The sequence below is a fragment of the Streptomyces sp. NPDC079141 genome, from assembly GCF_040686775.1.
Lineage (GTDB): Bacteria > Actinomycetota > Actinomycetes > Streptomycetales > Streptomycetaceae > Streptomyces.
Genome location: NZ_JBFBLP010000003.1, coordinates 641,184 through 660,496, shown reverse-complemented (window position 1 = coordinate 660,496; position 19,313 = coordinate 641,184). Strand labels below are relative to the sequence as shown.

At 70.0% G+C, this 19,313-nt stretch carries 20 protein-coding genes; 8 read left to right on the top strand and 12 right to left on the bottom strand.

Going from position 1 to position 19,313, the window contains the following annotated elements; all coding sequences use genetic code 11:
* Positions 1–7: 7 nt before the first annotated feature.
* From aspA to AB0Q90_RS12660, 11 genes are all read right to left on the bottom strand, one after another.
* Positions 8–1,420, bottom strand: coding sequence for an aspartate ammonia-lyase (aspA, locus tag AB0Q90_RS12710; protein WP_363164207.1), 1,413 nt, complete (start codon positions 1,418–1,420; stop codon positions 8–10).
* 136 nt (positions 1,421–1,556) lie between these two features.
* Positions 1,557–2,567 carry an asparaginase gene (locus AB0Q90_RS12705; RefSeq protein ID WP_363164279.1) on the bottom strand — a complete coding sequence of 337 codons (1,011 nt, stop codon included), beginning with the start codon at positions 2,565–2,567 and terminating at the stop codon, positions 1,557–1,559.
* A gap of 44 nt (positions 2,568–2,611) precedes the next feature.
* A complete protein-coding gene (locus AB0Q90_RS12700) occupies positions 2,612–4,054 on the bottom strand; it encodes an amino acid permease (RefSeq protein WP_363164206.1) in 1,443 nt (480 codons plus the stop codon).
* On the bottom strand, positions 4,051–4,734 hold the full coding sequence (locus tag AB0Q90_RS12695; protein ID WP_363164278.1) for a FadR/GntR family transcriptional regulator: 684 nt from the start codon (positions 4,732–4,734) through the stop codon (positions 4,051–4,053). The genes AB0Q90_RS12700 and AB0Q90_RS12695 overlap by 4 nt, the downstream gene beginning before the upstream one ends.
* 157 nt (positions 4,735–4,891) lie before the next feature.
* A complete protein-coding gene (locus tag AB0Q90_RS12690; RefSeq protein WP_363164205.1) occupies positions 4,892–5,728 on the bottom strand; it encodes an undecaprenyl-diphosphate phosphatase in 837 nt (278 codons plus the stop codon).
* A gap of 67 nt (positions 5,729–5,795) precedes the next feature.
* Positions 5,796–6,170, bottom strand: coding sequence for a fluoride efflux transporter CrcB (gene crcB, locus AB0Q90_RS12685; RefSeq protein WP_363164204.1), 375 nt, complete (start codon positions 6,168–6,170; stop codon positions 5,796–5,798).
* Entirely contained in the window at positions 6,167–6,529 is a 363-nt protein-coding gene (locus AB0Q90_RS12680) for a DUF190 domain-containing protein (RefSeq protein WP_363164203.1), read from the bottom strand. Before AB0Q90_RS12680 ends, crcB begins: the two co-directional genes overlap by 4 nt.
* Positions 6,517–6,987: a CrcB family protein gene (locus tag AB0Q90_RS12675; protein ID WP_363164202.1), complete on the bottom strand. Its 471-nt coding sequence runs from the start codon at positions 6,985–6,987 to the stop codon at positions 6,517–6,519. Before AB0Q90_RS12675 ends, AB0Q90_RS12680 begins: the two co-directional genes overlap by 13 nt.
* Positions 6,988–7,231: 244 nt before the next feature.
* Positions 7,232–7,519: a helix-turn-helix domain-containing protein gene (locus tag AB0Q90_RS12670; protein WP_363164201.1), complete on the bottom strand. Its 288-nt coding sequence runs from the start codon at positions 7,517–7,519 to the stop codon at positions 7,232–7,234.
* A gap of 194 nt (positions 7,520–7,713) precedes the next feature.
* Complete coding sequence (locus AB0Q90_RS12665; protein ID WP_363164200.1) at positions 7,714–9,273, bottom strand: arabinogalactan endo-1,4-beta-galactosidase; 1,560 nt, start codon at positions 9,271–9,273, stop codon at positions 7,714–7,716.
* Between the two features lie 110 nt (positions 9,274–9,383).
* Positions 9,384–11,405 (bottom strand): beta-galactosidase, encoded by a 2,022-nt coding sequence (locus AB0Q90_RS12660; RefSeq protein ID WP_363164199.1) that lies wholly within the window; start codon positions 11,403–11,405, stop codon positions 9,384–9,386.
* Between the two features lie 182 nt (positions 11,406–11,587).
* On the opposite strand from AB0Q90_RS12660, the gene AB0Q90_RS12655 reads away from it, so the two are divergent.
* From AB0Q90_RS12655 to AB0Q90_RS12625, 7 genes are all read left to right on the top strand, one after another.
* A complete protein-coding gene (locus AB0Q90_RS12655; protein WP_363164198.1) occupies positions 11,588–12,916 on the top strand; it encodes an extracellular solute-binding protein in 1,329 nt (442 codons plus the stop codon).
* Positions 12,913–13,839, top strand: coding sequence for a sugar ABC transporter permease (locus AB0Q90_RS12650; RefSeq protein WP_363164197.1), 927 nt, complete (start codon positions 12,913–12,915; stop codon positions 13,837–13,839). Before AB0Q90_RS12655 ends, AB0Q90_RS12650 begins: the two co-directional genes overlap by 4 nt.
* Positions 13,836–14,741, top strand: coding sequence for a carbohydrate ABC transporter permease (locus tag AB0Q90_RS12645; protein WP_363164196.1), 906 nt, complete (start codon positions 13,836–13,838; stop codon positions 14,739–14,741). Before AB0Q90_RS12650 ends, AB0Q90_RS12645 begins: the two co-directional genes overlap by 4 nt.
* Complete coding sequence (locus AB0Q90_RS12640) at positions 14,738–15,769, top strand: LacI family DNA-binding transcriptional regulator (protein WP_363164195.1); 1,032 nt, start codon at positions 14,738–14,740, stop codon at positions 15,767–15,769. The genes AB0Q90_RS12645 and AB0Q90_RS12640 overlap by 4 nt, the downstream gene beginning before the upstream one ends.
* Before the next feature lie 187 nt (positions 15,770–15,956).
* Positions 15,957–16,307 carry a VOC family protein gene (locus AB0Q90_RS12635; RefSeq protein WP_363164194.1) on the top strand — a complete coding sequence of 117 codons (351 nt, stop codon included), beginning with the start codon at positions 15,957–15,959 and terminating at the stop codon, positions 16,305–16,307.
* Between the two features lie 75 nt (positions 16,308–16,382).
* On the top strand, positions 16,383–16,772 hold the full coding sequence (locus tag AB0Q90_RS12630) for a MarR family transcriptional regulator (protein ID WP_363164193.1): 390 nt from the start codon (positions 16,383–16,385) through the stop codon (positions 16,770–16,772).
* A gap of 106 nt (positions 16,773–16,878) precedes the next feature.
* Positions 16,879–17,934: an AraC family transcriptional regulator gene (locus tag AB0Q90_RS12625; protein ID WP_363164192.1), complete on the top strand. Its 1,056-nt coding sequence runs from the start codon at positions 16,879–16,881 to the stop codon at positions 17,932–17,934.
* A gap of 167 nt (positions 17,935–18,101) precedes the next feature.
* On the opposite strand, the gene AB0Q90_RS12620 is transcribed toward AB0Q90_RS12625, so the two are convergent.
* Positions 18,102–18,509, bottom strand: coding sequence for an SseB family protein (locus tag AB0Q90_RS12620; RefSeq protein WP_363164191.1), 408 nt, complete (start codon positions 18,507–18,509; stop codon positions 18,102–18,104).
* A 213-nt stretch (positions 18,510–18,722) separates the two neighbouring features.
* Here AB0Q90_RS12620 and AB0Q90_RS12615 point away from each other — a divergent pair, with 213 nt between their 5' ends.
* A complete protein-coding gene (locus AB0Q90_RS12615; protein WP_363164190.1) occupies positions 18,723–19,304 on the top strand; it encodes a hypothetical protein in 582 nt (193 codons plus the stop codon).
* Positions 19,305–19,313: the final 9 nt, after the last annotated feature.

Here is a 19,313-nt window from a genome sequence, read left to right as displayed (position 1 = left end):
CCGCAGGTCAGGCCAGGGGTGAACCGCTGCCCGCGACGACCTCCGGGCGCAGCAGGTCGGCGAGCGCCTCGGCGGGCAACAGGCCCTTCTCCAGGACGAGTTCGGCCACTCCGCGGCCGGTGACGAGGGCCTCCTTGGCGATGTCCGTGGCGGCCGTGTATCCGATGTGCGGGTTGAGGGCGGTGACCAGGCCGATGGAGTTCTCCACGGTCCGGCGCAGCTCCTCGGTGTTGGCGGTGATGCCGTCCACGCAGCGCTCGGCGAGGGTGAGGCAGGCGGCCCGCAGGTGGGTGATCGACTCCGACAGGGAGTGCAGGATGATCGGCTCGAAGGCGTTGAGCTGGAGCTGTCCGGCCTCGGCCGCCATGGTGATGGTGACGTCGTTGCCAATCACCTCGAAGGCGACCTGGTTGACGACCTCGGGGATCACCGGGTTGACCTTGCCGGGCATGATCGACGAACCGGCCTGCACGGGCGGCAGGTTGATCTCGCCGAGGCCGGCGCGCGGCCCGGAGGACAGCAGGCGCAGGTCGTTGCAGCTCTTGGAGAGCTTCACCGCGATCCGCTTGAGGACACCGGACATCTGGACGAACGCGCCGCAGTCCTGAGTGGCCTCGACCAGGTTGGCGGCGGTCACCAGGGGCAGGCCGGTGATCTCGGCGAGGTGGCGGCGGGCGGACTCGGCGTAGCCGGCGGGGGCGTTGAGGCCGGTGCCGATGGCCGTGGCGCCGAGGTTGATCTCATGGATCAGCTCGACGGCCTCGTCAAGACGGGACCGGTCCTCGTCAATCATGACGGCATAGGCCGAGAACTCCTGGCCGAGCGTCATGGGGACCGCGTCCTGCAACTGTGTACGGCCCATCTTGAGCACATCGCGGAACTCGACGGCCTTACGGGCGAAGGAGTCCTGCAGTACAGCCATCGCCTTGAGCAGTCCACGGACCGCGAACACCGTCGCGATCTTGACGGCGGTCGGGTAGACGTCGTTGGTGGACTGGCTCAGGTTGACGTCCTCGTTGGGGTGCAGGTGCTGGTACTGCCCCTTCTCGAACCCGAGCAGCTCCAGCGCCCGGTTGGCGACGACCTCGTTGGCGTTCATGTTGGTCGAGGTGCCGGCACCGCCCTGGACGACGTCGACGACGAACTGGTCGTGCAGCTTGCCCTCGCGGATCTCGCGGCAGGCCTCGACGATCGCGGCGGCCTTCCTGGGCTCCAGCAGGCCGAGTTCCTCGTTGGCGAGGGCGGCGGCCTCCTTGACGGCGGCGAGGGCGTCGATCAGGTGCGGGTAGGCGGAGATCGGGGTGCCGGTGATGGGGAAGTTCTCGGTGGCGCGCAGGGTGTGGACACCCCAGTACGCGGCGGCGGGGATGTCGCGGTCGCCGAGCAGGTCGTGCTCGCGGCGGGTGACTGCGGCGGTCATGGGATGGGGTTCTCTTTCTAGGGGGAGAGGATGAGCGCGCCCCAAAGGGGCGCAGGGCTGTATTGATTTGCGGCTCCGCCGCGCGGGCGCGAGCAACCACGGACGGCCCGCAGCAAACGGCGAAACCGAAGCCACATCAGACGGTCACAGTCACCGGGTCCAAGGCCCGGACAGGCCGCACTGCACCCACCGGCACACCGCCCCCGAGCAACGCCTCCCCCGCGAACTCCACAAGCAGCGAGGGATCCACGCCCGCCCGCGCCAGCGCCGCCGCGGCAACCGGAATCCGCGCCCGGTTCGCTCCGTCGGCGATCTTCACGCCGATCGCCCGCCCATCGGCCAGCGCGGCGACCTGCACCCCCTCGAACCCGTCCTTGGCCAGCAGCCCGGGAACGGCCCGCATCAGGGCGGCCACGTCCCGGCCCGAGCCGGAGGCCATCTCCGCGTGCTCGCGCATCGCGTCCGCCACCCGGGCCTCGGGCGTGCCCGCGGCGGCGGTGGTGATCCGCGCCGCGGCCCGCGCCAGGCCGTGCAGGGAGACGGAGAACAGCGGAGCGCCGCAGCCGTCCACGGTCACCTGCGCGATGCGCTGACCCGTGAGGTCCTCGACGATCTCGGCGATGGCCTGCTGCAGGGGGTGCGCGGGGTCGAGATAGCCGTCCAGGGGCCAGCCGTTCAGCCGGCAGGTGTAGAGCATGGCCGCGTGCTTGCCGGAGCAGTTCTGGGCGAGCTGCGACGGCGTGCGTCCCTCGCGGATCCACGTGTCGCGGACGACCGGGTCGAACGGCATGTCGGTGACGTTGCCGAGGTCGCTCTCGGAGACACCCGCGAGCTCCAGGATCCGCCGGGTTCCTTCGATGTGCCGCTCCTCACCGGAGTGGCTGGCCGCGGTGAGCGAGAGGAGTTCGCCGTCGAGCGGCAGGCCGGCCCGGACCATGGCGACGGCCTGGACGGGCTTGAGCGCCGAGCGCGGATAGAACGCCGCCTCGATGTCGCCGAGCTGGAACTGCACGTCGCCGTCGGCGCCGAGGACGACGACGGAGCCGTAGTGGATCCCTTCCACGACCCCGCCGCGTATGAGGTGGGCGACGGGGGCGTGGAGGGGTTCGCGGACAAGGGGTGCGTCCGCGAGGGAACTGCTGCACATCACTGCCTGACTCATGGGGTGGTGGGTGGCAGCCGGGGCGCTGTTCACGCGTCGGCCCTGCTGGATTCCGTGCGCGCGACCCGGTTACGGATGCCGTACCAGCCGGCGACGAGCGCCGCGACGATCAGAGGCAGGCACAGCACGGTGGTGCGGCCGGCGCCTCCGTCGGCGTACATGAGGACCAGGACGGAGGCGAGGAAGGCCAGCGTCACGAGTTCGGTCCAGGGGGAGCCCGGCAGTCGGTAGCCGGGGCGGGTGAGCTCGCCCTTCTGGGTCTTCTGCCAGAAGAGCAGGTGACAGATCATGATCATGCCCCAGGTGGCGAGGATGCCGATCGCCGCGAAGTTGAGGACGATCTCGAACGCGTCGGCGGGGACGACGAAGTTGAGGCCGACGCCGAGCACACAGATGCCGCTGGTGAGCAGGATTCCGCCGTAGGGGACCTGGCTGCGGCTCATCACCGAGGTGAACTTCGGGGCGGAGCCGGACATCGCCATGGAGCGCAGGATGCGGCCGGTGGAGTACAGGCCGGAGTTGAGCGAGGACATGGCCGCGGTGAGCACGACGAGGTTCATCACGCCGCCGGCCGCGGGGATGCCGATGTTGGACAGCACGGTGACGAAGGGGCTCTCGCCCGCCTGGTACGACGACCACGGCAGCAGCATCGACAGCAGGACGACCGAGCCGACGTAGAAGAGGCCGACGCGCCACATGATCGAGTTGATCGCCTTCGGCAGGATCTTCTCGGGGTTCTCGGTCTCGCCGGCGGCGACGCCGACCAGTTCGACGGAGGCGTAGGCGAAGACGACGCCCTGGACGATCAGCAGCATGGGCAGCAGGCCGTTGGGGAAGATGCCGCCGTTGTCGGTGATCAGGGAGGGGCCGGGGGTGGTGCCGTCCACCGGGTGCTGGGTGACCAGCAGGAAGATGCCGATCAGCATGAACGTCACCAGCGCGCCCACCTTGATGATGGCGAACCAGAACTCCAGCTCGCCGAACATCCGCACCGAGACGAGGTTCACGGTGAGGACCACGGCGAGCGCGATGAGCGCGATCACCCACTGCGGGATGTCGGAGAACATGCCCCAGTAGTGGGTGTAGACGGCCACGGCGGTGATGTCGGCGATGCCGGTGGTGGCCCAGTTGAGGAAGTACATCCAGCCCGCGGTGTACGCGCCCTTCTCGCCCATGAACTCGCGGGCGTACGACACGAAGGCGCCGGAGGAGGGCCGGTACAGGACGAGTTCACCGAGGGCGCGCACGACGAGGAAGGCGAAGATTCCGCAGACCGCGTAGGCGATGAAGAGGGAGGGGCCGGCGTCGGCGAGGCGCCCGCCTGCGCCGAGGAAGAGGCCGGTGCCGATGGCGCCGCCGATGGCGATCATGTTGACGTGCCGGGACTTCAGCGACTTGCTGTAGCCCTCGTCTCCGGCGTCGACATGGCCGGAACGTTTCTGCACGCCGTCGTGCAGGCTCTGCTCGCTCAAGGCTGGGGCTCGCCTTTCGTGGGTGCGTCCGTGCCCGTGCCCGGGGGACGCACGATGTCGGTGAGGGTGGTCTCGACGCGGTCGAGGTGGTGGGACATGGCCTCCACCGCGTCGTGCTCGGAACCGTCGATCAGCGCCTCGACGATCGCCCGGTGCTCGCGGTTGGACTGCTCGCGGCGGCCGCCGAGTTCGTTGAGGAAGGCCGACTGACGCGCCAGTGCGTCCCGGATCTCCTCGATCACCCGGCGGAAGACCGGGTTCTGGGCGGCCTCGGCGACGGCGAGATGGAAGAGGGTGTCCATCGCGACCCACGCGGTGGTGTCCGTCTCCCGCTCCATGCGGTCCAGCAGGTGCGCCAGGTGGTCCAGGTTCTCCGGGGTGCGGCGCACCGCCGCGTATCCGGCGACGGGGATCTCGACGTGCCGGCGCACCTCCAGCAGATCGCTGGCCGCGTAGTCGCCGAAGGTGGGGTCCTCCACCGTGTTGGCGACGACGAAGGTGCCCTTGCCGGTCTTGGAGACGGTCAGGCCCATGGTCTGCAGGGCCCGCAGGGCCTCGCGCAGCACGGGCCGGCTGATCTCCAGGGTGCGGCACAGCTCCGCCTCGGAGGGGAGCTTGTCGCCCACGGCGTACTCGCCGCGCTCGATGGCGGCGCGCAGATGCGCGAGCACCGCCTCCATCGCGCTGATGCGCCGTGGAGGCTGTCCGGCTGTCCGGCTGTCTGACAGGTTCACGGGAGAGATGTTCCGGGTGAGCGGCGGGTGGTGTCAAGAGGACCGAAAGGAAAAATTCAGCGGGCGTGGGGACTGAAAGCGGACTTCACGTCCGGAAGGGCGCTCAGCCGCTGAGTCCGCCGGCGGCCAGCATGCCGAGGAGCAGCACGCCGACGACGATCCGGTAGACGACGAAGGCATCGAAGTTGTGCCGGGACACGAACCGCAGCAGCCAGGCGATGGAGGCGTAGGCCACCACGAAGGAGACGGCCGTGCCGACGGCGAGCGGAGCAGCTCCCGCGCCCGCGCCGAGGGCGTCCTTGAGCTCGTACAGGCCCGCGCCGGTCAGGGCGGGGATGCCGAGGAAGAACGACAGGCGGGTGGCGGCGACCCGGTCCAGGTCGAGGAACAGTGCCATGGACATGGTGGCGCCGGAGCGGGAGAAGCCGGGGAAGAGCAGGGCGAGGATCTGGGCGCCGCCGATCAGCATCGCGTCCTTGAACGAGGTGTCGTCCTCGCCCCGCTTGTGCCGTCCGATCCGGTCGGCCGCCCACATCACCCCGCTGCCGGCGATCAGCGAGCCCGCGACCACCCACAGCGAGGCGAGCGGCCCCACGATCAGCGGCTCGGCGGCCAGGCCCACGGCGACGACCGGGAGCGTCGCCCAGATCACCCACCAGGCGAACCGGTAGTCGTGGTGGTGCCGTTCCTCGCGGTGGCGAAGCCCGCGCAGCCAGGCGGAGCCGATCCGGACGATGTCCTTGAAGAAGTAGACGAGCACGGCGGCGATGGCGCCGACCTGGATGACGGCGGTGAACCCGACGACGGCGTCGTCCTCGACGGGGATGCCCATGAGCCCCTCGGCGATCTTCAGATGGCCGGTCGAGGAGACGGGCAGGAACTCGGTGACCCCCTCGACCGCTCCAAGGACGACGGCCTGACCGACGCTGATGACGCTCATGGGCTCCCGTTCCGGGACGGATCGACAGTACGGAGCACCGTCCTACCGCGCCCGGGTGTGAGCCGGCCTAACCCCACACCGCCCCGGCGAGCCACACTCCGCCGAACGCCGCGCCCAGGCCTGCCGCCACGCTCCCCAGCACGTTGGCGGTGGCGTAGAGCCCGGCACCCGTCTCGGTCAGCCGCAAGGTCTCGTAGCTGAACGTCGAGTACGTCGTCAGGGCCCCGCACAGACCGGTGCCCAGCAGCAGCTGAAGGTCGGAACCGGCCGCGCCCGCGGTCGCCGCGCCGGTCAGCAGGCCGAGCACCAGGCAGCCGGTGACATTGACCGTGAAGGTCCCCCAAGGAAACACCGAGTCGTGCCGGGACTGCACCGCGCGGTCGGTGAGATAGCGCAGCGGGGCGCCGACCATGGCGCCCGCGACGACGAGCAGCCAGTTCACGTCGGGTTCTCACCTTCCGGGTCGGTGCGGCCGACGTACCTGATGACCTCGCAGTCGTCGAGGATCACCAGCCCCTCGGTGACGAGTTCGTCGAGCTGCGGCAGGAAGGCCCGTACCCGCTCCTCGGTGTCGACGATCACGACGGCGACCGGCAGGTCCTCGCTCAGGGACAGCAGCCGCGAGGTGTGGATCAGGGAGGAGGCGCCGAAGCCCTCGATACCGCGGAAGGCGCTGGCGCCGGCGAGGCCTGCGGCATGGGCGCGGTGCACGATCTCGCTGTACAGGGGCCTGCGGTGCCAGGTGTCGTTCTCCCCCACGAAGACGGTCACCCGCAGGGCCGTGCCGGTCAGCCTCGCCATGGCTGCCTCCACTTCAGGACGCGGCGGGTCGCGGTGGCCGCGAGCCACACCGCCGTGAGCGCCGCGAGCACGGTGGCGGCGAGGTAGGCCAGCCCTGTGGTCGGGTGGCCGGTGTCGGTGAGTTTGCGGATGTCGACGGCGTAGGTGGAGAAGGTGGTGAAGCCGCCGAGGACTCCGGTGCCGAAGAAGGGGCGCACCAGGCGGTGGGCGGCCCACACATCGCTGATGATCACCATGAACACGCCGATCACGGCGCAGCCGACGACATTGGTCCAGAAGGTCGCCCAGGGGAATCCGCCCGCCGCGGCGGGCCATTGCAGCGCGGCCGCGTACCGGGCGGCGGCGCCCGCTCCCCCGCCGAGCGCGACGGCCGCCACGACGGGGGCCTGGCCGCGCAGGACAGGCCGGCGCGCCGGGCGCGGGCGAGCGGCGAGGCTCTCGGTGTCGGGGGTGGTCATGGTCGTACGTCTCCTACTCGCCGGGGCCCGGGCATGCGGGCACTCGCCAGTGCAAGTAGGGACCGTTGGCGGCACCGGTGCCGCGGTTCGGGTACGGCGGGCCCCACCGCCGCGCCGCGTGAATGATCGCGGCCGGGAACCAGGTTAACGCCGGGGGTGCGGCCGGGGCACTTCGGGGCGGGTGGGGTACGGCGGGGCAGGTCCAGGTGGTGCGCGACGGGCTCGGCCCGTGCCGGGGACTGCGCTACCAGCCCTTCTCAAACATCCGCGCGACCTCGGCGATCCGCATCTCGTCGCGCCGGTAGTAGATGCGGCGGCGGACCTTTGTGGTGCGCAGCAGGCCGACGGCGGCGAGCAGGCTCAGATGGGTCTCGGCGACCGGGCGGGGCACGCCGAGCTTCGCGGCGACGGCGTCGCAGGTGACGCCGTTCTCGACGAGGTCGCCGTGTCGCTGGGGCGGGAAGTGCGCGGCCGGATCCTTCAGCCACTCCAGAATGTCCAGGCGCCGCTCGCTCACGGGAGTCCTCAACATGGCGTCCCCCTCCGTCCGTTCCTCCTCAAGGCGCGTGTTCCCACTGTCCCGCAGTCGAGGCCGCCGTGTCCGGGACTCCCGGGGTCTTGGCCGGGACCGAACGACCTTGTGGTACAAGGCCGTTCGGCCCCGGCGCGAAGGCCGAAGGGCCCAGCCGCACAGTGCCGCGGCCGGGCCCCGTCAACTCACGGTGCTCAGCGGTGGCTGAACCACGCCATCGCCGGGAGCGCCTTGGAGTCGTAGTCGAACAGGGCCTGGTTCTCCCAGCCGTTGCCGGAGGAGGAGTCGGTCGGGTCCCAGCCGTTGCCGGTGACCGCGGTCCAGGTGGACTCCCAGTAGAAGACACCGAGACCGCGGCCGTTGGGGACGGCCTCCACGATGCTCGCGATGTCGTTCATCCAGCGCGTCTGGCCCGCCGTGGTGGCGGGGTAGCCGGAGACCAGCTCGCTGTCCAGGTTGATGATGTTCTCGTGCGAGTCCTCGCTGTCGAGACGGAAGGGGTAGGCCGTCTCGGCGACGAAGACCGGCTTGCTGTAGCGCGAGGCCGCGTCGTCCAGGGTGGTCTGGAAGTCGTAGAGCGAGCCGTGCCAGTAGCCGTAGTAGGACAGGCCGATCACATCGAACTTCACGCTGTTGGCCACGGCGCTGTCGAACCACCAGCGGGTACCGGTGAGGTCACCGCCCTTGGCGAGGTGCAGCGCCACCTGGGTGGAGGAGTTGACCGCCTTGACCGCGTCGTAGCCGGAGTTGAGCAGTCCGGCCAGCTGCGACCAGTTGTCCGTGGAGCCCTCGGACCACAGCATGCCGCCGTTGATCTCGTTGCCGACCTGGACCATGTCGGCGGTGGTGCCCTGCGCCTTGAGCGCGTTGAGGACGTCGTACGTGTGGTTGTACACGTCCGTCTTCAGCTGGCTGTAGCTGTGGCCGGACCACGCGGCGGGCTTGGACTGGGCGCCGGGGTCGGCCCAGGTGTCCGAGTAGTGGAAGTCGACCAGCAGCTTCATGCCCTGCGCCTTGATGCGCTTGGCCAGCGCCAGGACCTGCGTCTTGCCGTTGTAGCCGTCGGCGGCGTTGACCCAGACCTTGACGCGTGCGTAGTTCTGTCCGGCGGACTTCAGCACGGCGAGGGCGTCGCTGGTGGTGCCGGAGCTGTTCTTGTAAGTGCCGCCGAGGGCCTCGCTCTTGGCGAGGGAGGAGACGTCGGAGCCCTTGATGGTCGTGCCGCCGGTGCCCGAGGCGAAGGTCAGGTCGTCGACGTTGATCCAGTTGCCCGCGTTGGCGTCACTGTTGATGCTGATCGTGCACTGGTTGTTCGTGACGCTGACGGGCACGACGATGCGGATCCATCCGCTGGCGGAGACCGGGAGGTCGGTGCGCTGCTCGGTGCCGCCGCAGTTCTTCAGCGCTATGTAGGCCGAGTTCTGGCCGCCGCCGGAGCGGACCCAGGCGGTGAGCTTGTAGTTTCCGTTGGTCAGTCCGGACAGGTACTGGTACGTCTCCACCTTGTAGGCGGCGGACGACCAGTGGCTCAGGCGGTAGCTGCCGCCGTGGCCGCCGGCCTCGCTGAACGAGGCGGCGGTGGTGCCGTATTCGGACCAGCCGGCCGGGGTGGCCGCGCCCGCGCCGTCGGACTCGAAACCGCCGTTGGTGAGGGTGCTGGCGGCGGTTGCAGTCTGCGCGGGCAGGGCGGTGAGGGCGAGCCCGGCCGCGAGCGGCAGCAGCAGGGCCCTGAGAGTGCGTCTGGGATGGAACATCTTCGTCCGTCGTCCCTTCGACGTGGGGGTTGGGGGATTCCCGGCCCAAGCGGCCGGGAGCCCCCTCCGCCCGCGGCACGAGCGGCTCGCACGGGCGGAGGGGAGTCGGCTCAGCCGTCGAGTCGTACGACCCGGACGGCTCCCGCGGGCACCTCGATGCGGCCCGCGGCGCGTTCGCCCGTCAGCAGTTCGGTGCCGTGCGCCTCCAGCGGCACCTTGGCGTCCGACGGACTGTGGTTGACGGCGAACAGGTAGCTGCCCGACTCGCCGGTGCGGCGCACCACCTCGACGTCGTGCGGCAGGTCGGCCCGCGGCGCGATACGGGCGTCCTCGGCGGCCCAGCCGAGCAGGGCGTCCAGGCCGTGCGCGTCGAGGCGGGTCGACACGTACCAGGCGGTGCCCTCGCCGAGCCGGTGCCGGGTGACGGCCGGGCGGTCGGCGGTGAGCCCGTCGGCGTACGTCCACACCGTCTCGGCGCCCCGCGGCTCCACGAACTCGGTCCACACGTCTCCGGTGAGCTCGGAGCCGTCGGGGCCGGTGATGCGTACGGTGTCGCCCTTGAGGAGCGGCGAGAACTCCTCGATCGTCAGGCCCAGGACGTCGCGGAGCGGGCCGGGGTAGGCGCCCTCGTGCACGGCGTCGTGCTCGTCGACGATGCCGGAGAAGTACGACACGACGAGGGTGCCGCCGTTCTCGACGTAGGCCTTGAGGTTGCGGCCGGCCGCCTCCGTCATCAGGTAGAGGGCGGGGACGACGACGAGGGGGTACGCCGACAGGTCGGCTTCCGGGTGGGCGAAGTCGACCGTGAGGTGGCGGTCGTAGAGGGCCTCGTAGAAGGAGTCGGCGCGCTCGCGCGGGTCGTGGTCCTCGCTGGGGCGCCAGGCGAGGTTCTGCGCCCACCAGGAGTGCCAGTCCCACAGCACGGCGACGTCGGCCCGGGTGCGGGTGCCGCGGACGGGGCTCAGCGAGTCGAGGGACGCGCCGAGCTCGACGACCTCCCGCCAGACGCGGGTCTCGGTGCCGCCGTGCGGCAGCATCGCCGAGTGGAACTTCTCGGCGCCGCGCCGGGACTGCCGCCACTGGAAGAACATGGCGCCCTCGGAGCCGCGCGCCACATGGGCGAGGGAGTTGCGGGCCATCTGGCCGGGCGCCTTGGCGGGGTTGCGGGCCTGCCAGTTGACGCCCGAGGTGGAGTGCTCCAGGAGGATCCAGGGGGCGCCGCCCGCGACGGAGCGGGTGAGGTCGGCGGCCATCGCCAGGTTGACGTGGGTGCGGCGGCCGTCGGTGATCAGGTAGTGGTCGTTGGTGACGATGTCGACCTCGCGGCCCCAGGCCCAGTAGTCGATCGAGTCGCACTGGCTGAGGGCGGTCATGAAGTTGGTCGTCACCGGGACGTCCGGCGAGAGGCGGTGCAGGATGTCCCGCTCCATCACGAAGTTCTCGCGGATGGTGGCGTCGGCGAACCGCTTGTAGTCCAGCGCCTGGCCCGGGTTGCCGACCGTGGGGGTGGCGCGCGGCGGGTTGATCTGCTCGAAGTCGGTGTAGCGCTGGCCCCAGAAGGCGGTGCCCCAGGCCTCGTTCACGGCGTCGACCGTGCCGTACGTGGTGCCGAGCCAGCGGCGGAAGTGCGCGGCGCAGGAGTCGCAGTAGCAGGCGGAGACGGGGACGCCGTACTCGTTGTGCACGTGCCACATGGCCAGGGCGGGGTGGTCGCCGTAGCGCTCGGCGAGCTTGGTGGTGATGTTCGCGGCGGCGGCGCGGTAGTCGGCGTTGCTGTGGCAGATGGCGCCGCGGGAGCCGAACTCGTAGCGCACGCCCTCGGCGGTCACCGGCAGGGCGTCGGGGTGCTCGCGGTAGAACCAGACCGGCGGGACCACGGTGGGGGTGCCGAGGTCGACGCGGATGCCGTTCTCGTGCAGCAGATCGAGCAGGCGGTCGAGCCAGCCGAAGTCGTACACCCCGCGTGAGGGCTCCAGGAGCGCCCAGGAGAAAATTCCGACACTCACCATGGTGACGCCGGCCTCCCGCATGAGCCGGACGTCCTCGCGCCAGACGCTTTCCGGCCATTGTTCGGGGTTGTAGTCCCCACCGAAGGCGAGCCTGGTGAGGCCCCTGGGGTTGGTCTCCGGCATGGATCTCTCCCGGGAAGTCGATCATTTGGGAACGTGCACACACAGCGGTGGCGGTGCGAGCCCAACATAACCGCACAGCAACAACCATTGACAAGTGTCCGGGATGTTTCTCTACTGTGAACGCTCACAGAAGCATGGCAGGTCTTCGCAGCAGGCGGGGACCCAGGTCAGGGGAGAAATCCATGCCCAACACGATGCGTCGGCGGCTCTTCAAGGTGGCAGCTACTTCGGTCGCTGTGGCCCTCGGCGCCACCGCCCTCGCCGCTTGCGGTTCGTCCGACGACGACACCGAGGCCGAATCCGGACCGGTCTCGCTGACGTACTGGACCTGGACGCCCGGCATGGACAAGGTCGTCGACCTGTGGAACAAGGGCCCGGGCAAGAAGGACCAGATCACCGTCACGGTGAAGAAGCAGGCGTCCGGCGACACGCTGGTCACCAAGATCCTCACCTCGCACAAGGCCGGCAAGGCGCCCGACCTGGTCCAGGCCGAGTACCAGGCGCTGCCGACCCTGGTCAGCAATGACGCGCTCGCGGACATCTCCGAGGAGGCCGTGGACGCGAAGAGCAAGTTCGCCGACGGCGTCTGGCAGCAGACGACGCTGGGCACGGACGCGGTCTTCGCGATCCCGCAGGACATCGGCCCGATGATGTTCTACTACCGCGAGGACCTGTTCAAGAAGTACGACCTGGACGTCCCGAAGACCTGGGACGAGTTCGCGGAGACCGCCCGGAAGCTGAAGAAGGCGGACCCCGACACCGACCTGACGACGTTCTCCGCCAACGACTCCGGTCTCTTCGCGGGCCTCGCCCAGCAGGCCGGCGCCAAGTGGTGGACCACCGAGGGCGACAGCTGGAAGGTCGGCATCAACGACGCGGCCTCGCAGAAGGTCGCCAAGTTCTGGGGCGACCTCGTCAAGGAGGGCGCCATAGACAACCAGCCGATGTACACCCCGGCCTGGAACAAGGCGCTCAACACCGGCAAGCAGATCGCCTGGGTCAGCGCCGTGTGGGCCCCGGGCACGCTGACCACGGCCGCGCCCGACACCAAGGGCAAGTGGGCCATGGCCCCGCTCCCCCAGTGGTCCGAGGGCGAGAACGCCACCGGCAGCTGGGGCGGCTCCTCCACCGCCGTCACCACGGACTCCAAGCACAAGGCCGCCGCCGCCAAGTTCGCCGCCTGGCTGAACACCGACGACGCCGCCCTGCAGGCGCTGGCCAAGGAGAGCGGCATCTACCCGGCCGCCACCAACGCCCAGACGTCCGGCGCGTTCACCAGCCCGCCGGAGTACTTCTCGAACCAGGCCGACTTCTACACCCAGGCCGCCGAGATCGCGAAGACCACCGCTCCCTCCGCCTGGGGCCCGAACGTGAACGTCGCCTACACGACCTTCAAGGACGCGTTCGGCGCCGCCGCCAAGAACAAGTCGGACTTCGTCGCCGCCCTGAACAAGATGCAGGACGACACGGTCGCCGACATGGAGAAGCAGGGCTTCGAGGTCGCGGAGTGAAAACCGCTGCACGCCGGAGGTCGTACGGGGTCAAGGGGGCCCCGTACGCCTTCCTCCTCCCCGCGACACTCCTCTTCGCCCTGTTCTTCGCGCTGCCCATCGGCTACGCGGTCTGGCTCAGCTTCCGCAAGGTGCAGGTCTCGGGGCTCGGCCTCGGCTCCGGCGCCCGCTCGGAGGTCTGGGCCGGCTTCGAGAACTACAGCGACGCGCTCACCGACAGCGAGCTGGTCGACGGCGCGCTGCGCGTGCTCGGCTACGGCTGCATCGTGGTGCCGGTGATGCTGGGCCTCGCCCTGCTGTTCGCGCTGATGCTCGACTCCGACAAGGTCCGCTTCGCCCCGTTCACCCGGCTCGCGATCTTCCTGCCCTACGCCATCCCCGGCGTGGTGGCGGCGCTGCTGTGGGGCTTCCTGTACCTGCCGGACGTCAGCCCCTTCTACTTCGTGCTGGAAAAGCTGGGCCTGCCGCAGCCGGACCTCCTCGACGGCGGTCCGCTCTACCTCGCCCTGTCGAACATCGCGGTGTGGGGCGGCACCGGCTTCAACATGATCGTCATCTACACCTCGCTCCGGGCCATCCCGGCCGAGGTGTACGAGGCCGCGAAGCTGGACGGCGCCACTCCGCTCCAGGTCGCACTGAAGATCAAGATCCCGATGGTGGCGCCCTCGCTGGTGCTGACCTTCTTCTTCTCGATCATCGCCACGCTCCAGGTGTTCAACGAGCCGACCACGCTCAAGCCGCTCACCAACTCCGTGTCCACGACCTGGAGTCCGCTGATGAAGGTGTACCGGGACGCGTTCGGCACCAACGACATCTACGCGGCGGCCGCCCAGGCCGTGATCATCGCGCTCGCCACGCTGCTGCTGTCCTTCGGGTTCCTGCGGGCCGCGAACCGTCGTCAGAAGCAGGAGGCAGCACGATGAGTTCTCTTGCCGTCCGCAAGGCCGGGCCGGCGGCGGGCACCACGCCCGGTACCGCCCAAGGGCCGCCGCTGCGCAGCCGTATCGCCCTGGTGCCGACGATCGCACTGCTGATCGGCGCGATCTACACGCTGCTGCCCGTCGCCTGGGTGGTGATCGCGTCCACCAAGTCGGGCAGCGAGCTGTTCTCCACCTTCACCTTCCTGCCGGGCACCGGCTTCACCGAGAACCTCTCGGACCTGAACGCCTACCGTGACGGCGTCTACTGGCAGTGGATGGGCAACTCCGCCCTGTACGCCGGTCTCGGCGCCCTGCTGTCGACGTGTGTGTCGGCGTTCAGCGGCTACGCGCTGGCGATCTACCGCTTCCGGGGCCGGGAGACGTTCTTCAACGTCCTGCTGGCGGGCGTGCTGATGCCACCGGTCATCCTCGCCGTCCCGCAGTACCTGCTGCTGGCCGAGGTCAACCTGACGGACTCGTACCTGTCGGTGCTGCTGCCGCAGATCCTCTCGCCCTACGGCGTCTACCTCGCGCGCATCTACGCGAGCGCGGCCGTCCCCGCCGACGTGGTGGAGGCCGGGCGCATGGACGGCGCGAGCGAGTGGCGGATCTTCACCCGGGTCGCGCTGCCGATGATGGTGCCCGGCATGGTGACGGTGTTCCTCTTCCAGTTCGTGGCGATCTGGAACAACTTCCTGCTGCCGTACATCATGCTCAGCGACGACGAGAAGTTCCCGATCACGCTCGGTCTGTACACGCTCCTCGAACAGGGCGCCAACACCCCGGCGTTGTACACGCTGGTGATCACCGGCGCGTTCCTGGCGATCTTCCCGCTCATCGCGCTCTTCCTGGTCATCCAGCGGTTCTGGAGCCTGGATCTGCTGTCCGGGGCCGTAAAGTCATGACCATGAGCAATACGGGGGGCCGACGCAGACCGCCGACGATCCACGACGTGGCGCGCGAGGCCGGTGTCTCACGTGGCACCGTCTCGCGGGTGCTCAACGGCGGGCACTACGTCAGCCCGGCGGCGCAGGAGGCGGTCAACGCCGCCATCCGCAAGACGGGTTACGTCGTGAACCGGCACGCCCGCTCGCTGATCACCGGCAGGTCGGACTCGATCGGCTTCCTGCTGACCGAGCCGCAGGAGCGGTTCTTCGAGGACCCCAACTTCAACGTCCTGCTGCGCGGCTGTACGCAGGCGCTCGCCGCGCACGACATCCCCCTGCTGCTGATGCTGGCCGGCACCGAGGACGAACGTCGGCGCATAACGCGGTACATCACCGCCGGTCATGTCGACGGGGTGCTGCTGGTCTCCAGCCACTCCGGAGACCCGGTCGCCGAGGAGCTGCGCGAGGCGGGCGTGCCGCTGGTCGCGTGCGGCAAGCCGATCGGGCTGGCCTCCAAGGTGAGTTACGTGGCGGCGGACGACCGGGACGGCGCCCGGGACATGGTGCGCCACCTGCTGTCGCTGGGCCGGCGCCGGATCGGTGTGGTCACCGGCCCGCTGGACACCCCGGGCGGTGTCGAGCGGCTGGCCGGCTACAAGGAGGTGCTCGCCGAGGCGGGCGTCGAGCTCGACGAGCGGCTGATCGTCTCCGGTGACTACAGCCGGGCCAGCGGTGAGGCGGGCGCCGAGCGGCTGCTCGCGCAGGCGCCGGACATGGACGCCGTGTTCGTCGCCTCCGACCTGATGGCGCAGGGCGTGCTGACGGCTCTGGAGCGGGCCGGGCGCCGGGTGCCGCAGGACGTCGCGGTCGGCGGGTTCGACGACTCGCCCGCGGCCCTCGCCGCCCGCCCCGAGCTCACCACCATCCGCCAGCCCTGGGACCGCATCAGCTCCGAGATGGTCCGGGTGCTGCTGGCCCAGATAGGCGGCGAGGACCCGGCGGCGGTCATCCTGCCGACGGAGTTGGTGAAGCGGGAGTCGACGTAGTCGCCACGGCGGTTCCTTCTCCGCGTGGGGCGCGCTGCCCGGCGATCCGGCCGGGCGGCGCGCCCTCGGCGTTTCGTGCCCTGCCCGGGACCGGTCAGGATCGAAGAAGCGGGGATCTCTCCCCCGCCCTAGCGTGAAACCACCGACGCATCCCGTCGGGATCCACACCTCACGCAAGGAGCACGCCATGACCGCCGGCCTGAAGACGATCATCTACCCCGTCAAGGACCTCGACCGGGCGAAGGCCCTGTTCACCGCCCTGCTGGGCACCGAGCCGTACGCGGACGAGCCGTACTACGTCGGCTTCAAGGACGCGGGCCAGGACGTCGGCCTGGACCCCAACGGGCATGCGCGGGGCATGACCGGGCCGGTCCCCTACTGGCATGTGACCGACATCCGCGGGACGCTCGCGGCCCTCCTGGCGGCCGGGGCGGAGCCTCTGCAGGACGTCCAGGACGTCGGCGGCGGCAAGCTGATCGCCTTCGTGAAGGACGCGGACGGCAACCTGGTCGGGATCACCCAGGACCCGCCCGCGTGACCCGCCCGGGCCGCCATATGCACATGCACTAGTTGCACACTCAAGAAGTGGCTGGATCGGTGCTACCGTGCGGGTATGGCAGTGAAGACGGCCGAGGCAGCCCTCGAAGAACGATGGCGGGGCATCCTGACGGTGCACGCGCGGACGATGTGCGAGATCGACCGCGTGCTGCACCCGCACGGGCTGGGCGCGAGCGACTTCGAGGTGCTCGACATTCTCGCCGCCGAGTCGCCCGAGGAGGGCGACCAGTGCCGGGTGCAGAACCTCGTCGGACGGGTGCATCTCAGCCAGAGCGCGCTCTCCCGGCTCATCGGCCGGCTGGAGAAGGACGGTCTGGTGGCGCGCTCGGTCTGCGCGGAGGACCGGCGCGGCGTCTGGGTCTCCCTCACCCGCCGGGGCCGCGAGCTGCACGCCGAGGTGCTTCCGCTGCAACGCCAGGTGCTGGCCCGCATGCTCGACGGCTGAGGCAACCCGCTCTCCCATCTGTTCGAAACCGCTACCCCCTGGGCATTCTCAACCCCGGAAAACCATCCGGGGCGAGAATGCCCAGCAGGGACGGGGAGATATCGCCGTGGCCGTCGACGAGGCCGGGACCGCCGAGTTCAACACGTACACGACGCGCGACGTGGAGGAGACCCACGCGGCGATCGCGGCCCATTACTACGACCTGCGGCTCGAAGTCACCGGCCCCGCAGCGGAGTTCTCCACCAGCCTCAACGTCGTCGAACTCGGCTCGCTCACCGTGGGCGACGTCAGTTTCGGCACCGAGATGCGGATGAGCTTCGGCGAACCGGGCGTCTACCACGTGGCCGTACCGCTGTCGGGCAGCTTCAGCGTCCAACAGGGCGCCGCCGCCGCGGTGTTCGCCACCTCGCGGCGCGCCGTCTTCTTCGATCCGGGCTGCGGCATACACATCGACGCCTGGTCGCCGGACTGTCACTCGATCACCGTGAAGATCGACAAACTGGCCGTGCTGCACGCGCTGGAGGACCTGCTGGGCAGACCGGTGCGTCGCCCGCCGATATTCGGGCCGTTCATCGACGTCACCCGGGGCCCCGGCCGCAGCTGGGCCCAACTGGTGGTCTGGAGCCTGCTGGAGAAGGACGTGGCACACGGGCTGCTGCGCCGGCCGATCATCCGCGGACGGCTCGAACAGACCCTGCTCGAAGGGCTGTTGCTGGCCGCCGACCACTCGTGGCGCGAGGAGCTTGAGTCCCCTCCGCCCCCGATGCGCCCGGCCTCCGTCAAGCGGGTCATGGACGCCGTACAGGAACTGCCCGCCGAGCCGTACGACGCGGCGCGGCTCGCGGCGATCGCCCAGGTGAGTGTGCGTACGCTGCAGGAGGCGTTCCGCAAGCACGTCGGCCTGACGCCGATGGCGTACGTCAACGAGGTGCGTCTGCAACGCGTCCACGGGCAGCTACGGGCCTCCACCCCCGGTTCCACGACCGTGGCGGACGTGGCCTACCAATGGGGCTTCGCCCATCTGGGCCGGTTCGCGCAGCGCTACCGGGAGCGGTTCGGCGAGACCCCGTCCCAGACCCTGCGTACGGCCGCCAAACCCGTCCGCCGTGATCCGCCGCGTTTTGCGGACAACCGCCGCGCATCGCGGAGCGACGCGGGGTGAGGTGCGGTCCTATCGTCTGCCACGGCGCCCGCGGACGTCGGACTGAGCGGGGTCGGTGCTGCTCACCCTCGTCGCGTGAGCGTCCGGGTGCGGCAGCGGGAGCACGTCCGCACCCCGGGCCCGACTGCTCCCCCTCCGTACGCCATCGGTGGTCGGGCCCGCCGCGGTCATCCCTGGGGACGGGCCAGCAAGGTGCGTACGCCCTCCGAGGTGAGAGTGAGGGGGTGCGGCGAGCCCGCGTCGATGGTCAGGGACAGATCGTCGGCGGGCCACTGCGAGGCCAGCGCCCCCAGCGGTACCAGGCGGTAGCGGTCCACGAAGGGCAGTAGCTGGGCCATCGCGGGCTCCGAGGTGAACACGGGCACCACGGGTTCCCCGCCCGGCTGTTCGATCACGGGCAGCGCCACGGCACCGGGGTCGGTGGCGTCCTCGTCACTGGCGTCGTCGGGCACGGGCACCAGCACCTCGCTGCCGGCGAGCGTGTCCAGCGCACCGCGGTCCTCGCGGTTGTCGGCCAGCGCGTCCAGCGCCCGCCGGGCCGGTGTGGCGGTGGTGCGGTTCGCGGGTGTCTCCATGACAGATCCCCTGGTAGCGGCGGTCGTACGGCCTGCCCGGGGCAGGATCGACCCGGGGTGCGGTCCTGCTCGCGTACCCGATCGGGAGCGGGGCAATCGTCCTGCCGGGCTTCCCGCCTCCTTCACATCGCAACTTTTCGGACGTACTGCAACCTTTCCCGTAACACGGATGTCTCCCCTGATAACAGCACTACGCACACGTCGGGGGACGCAATGCGAAGATTCAGAACAACATGGGTGGCACTCGCTGTCACAGCGGCCCTGGCGGTTCCGGCCCTCCCGGCCGCGACGGCCTCGGGCGCCACCGCGCAGACCACCACCGCCTGCCCGACCGGCTGGGGAAGCCTGCCCGAGGTCCGGGCCACCTCCACCGCCAAGCCGGTGGAGAACATCAGGACCGGCCGCCACGCCTGCTTCGACCGGATGGTCGTCGACATCCCGGGCGCGGCCCGCAGCACCCTCGGCTACTCGGTCCGGTACGTCAAGCAGCTGTACCAGGACGGCTCGGGCCGGCTCGTACCCGTGGCCGGCGGTGCCATTCTGGAGGTCCGTGTGGCCGCACCGGCCTACGATCCCGAGACCGGTCTGCCCACTTATCCCGGGCGCGTGAACCGGCCGCTGCCGGGAGTGGACCTCACCGGCTACCGCACCTTCAGGGACACCCGGTTCGCCGGCAGCTTCGAAGGAGAGACACTCGTCGGGCTCGGGGTCCGCGCCCGGCTGCCTTTCCGTGTGTTCGTGCTGACCGACCGCATCGTGCTGGACGTCGCCCACAACTGGACCGGCGCCCGCTGAGAACCCACG

Bases quoted from the DNA above. Each gene is read 5' to 3' on its own strand.
- AB0Q90_RS12635 (WP_363164194.1), top strand. From the start codon at position 15,957: ATGACCGCCGGCCTGAAGACGATCATCTACCCCGTCAAGGACCTCGAC.
- AB0Q90_RS12675 (WP_363164202.1), bottom strand. From the start codon at position 6,987: ATGACCACCCCCGACACCGAGAGCCTCGCCGCTCGCCCGCGCCCGGCG.
- AB0Q90_RS12690 (WP_363164205.1), bottom strand. From the start codon at position 5,728: ATGAGCGTCATCAGCGTCGGTCAGGCCGTCGTCCTTGGAGCGGTCGAG.
- AB0Q90_RS12615 (WP_363164190.1), top strand. From the start codon at position 18,723: ATGCGAAGATTCAGAACAACATGGGTGGCACTCGCTGTCACAGCGGCC.
- AB0Q90_RS12665 (WP_363164200.1), bottom strand. From the start codon at position 9,273: ATGTTCCATCCCAGACGCACTCTCAGGGCCCTGCTGCTGCCGCTCGCG.
- AB0Q90_RS12670 (WP_363164201.1), bottom strand. From the start codon at position 7,519: ATGTTGAGGACTCCCGTGAGCGAGCGGCGCCTGGACATTCTGGAGTGG.
- AB0Q90_RS12660 (WP_363164199.1), bottom strand. From the start codon at position 11,405: ATGCCGGAGACCAACCCCAGGGGCCTCACCAGGCTCGCCTTCGGTGGG.
- AB0Q90_RS12695 (WP_363164278.1), bottom strand. From the start codon at position 4,734: ATGGAGGCGGTGCTCGCGCATCTGCGCGCCGCCATCGAGCGCGGCGAG.
- AB0Q90_RS12705 (WP_363164279.1), bottom strand. From the start codon at position 2,567: ATGTGCAGCAGTTCCCTCGCGGACGCACCCCTTGTCCGCGAACCCCTC.
- AB0Q90_RS12620 (WP_363164191.1), bottom strand. From the start codon at position 18,509: ATGGAGACACCCGCGAACCGCACCACCGCCACACCGGCCCGGCGGGCG.
- aspA (WP_363164207.1), bottom strand. From the start codon at position 1,420: ATGACCGCCGCAGTCACCCGCCGCGAGCACGACCTGCTCGGCGACCGC.
- AB0Q90_RS12680 (WP_363164203.1), bottom strand. From the start codon at position 6,529: ATGGCGAGGCTGACCGGCACGGCCCTGCGGGTGACCGTCTTCGTGGGG.
- AB0Q90_RS12630 (WP_363164193.1), top strand. From the start codon at position 16,383: ATGGCAGTGAAGACGGCCGAGGCAGCCCTCGAAGAACGATGGCGGGGC.
- AB0Q90_RS12640 (WP_363164195.1), top strand. From the start codon at position 14,738: ATGACCATGAGCAATACGGGGGGCCGACGCAGACCGCCGACGATCCAC.
- AB0Q90_RS12645 (WP_363164196.1), top strand. From the start codon at position 13,836: ATGAGTTCTCTTGCCGTCCGCAAGGCCGGGCCGGCGGCGGGCACCACG.
- AB0Q90_RS12655 (WP_363164198.1), top strand. From the start codon at position 11,588: ATGCCCAACACGATGCGTCGGCGGCTCTTCAAGGTGGCAGCTACTTCG.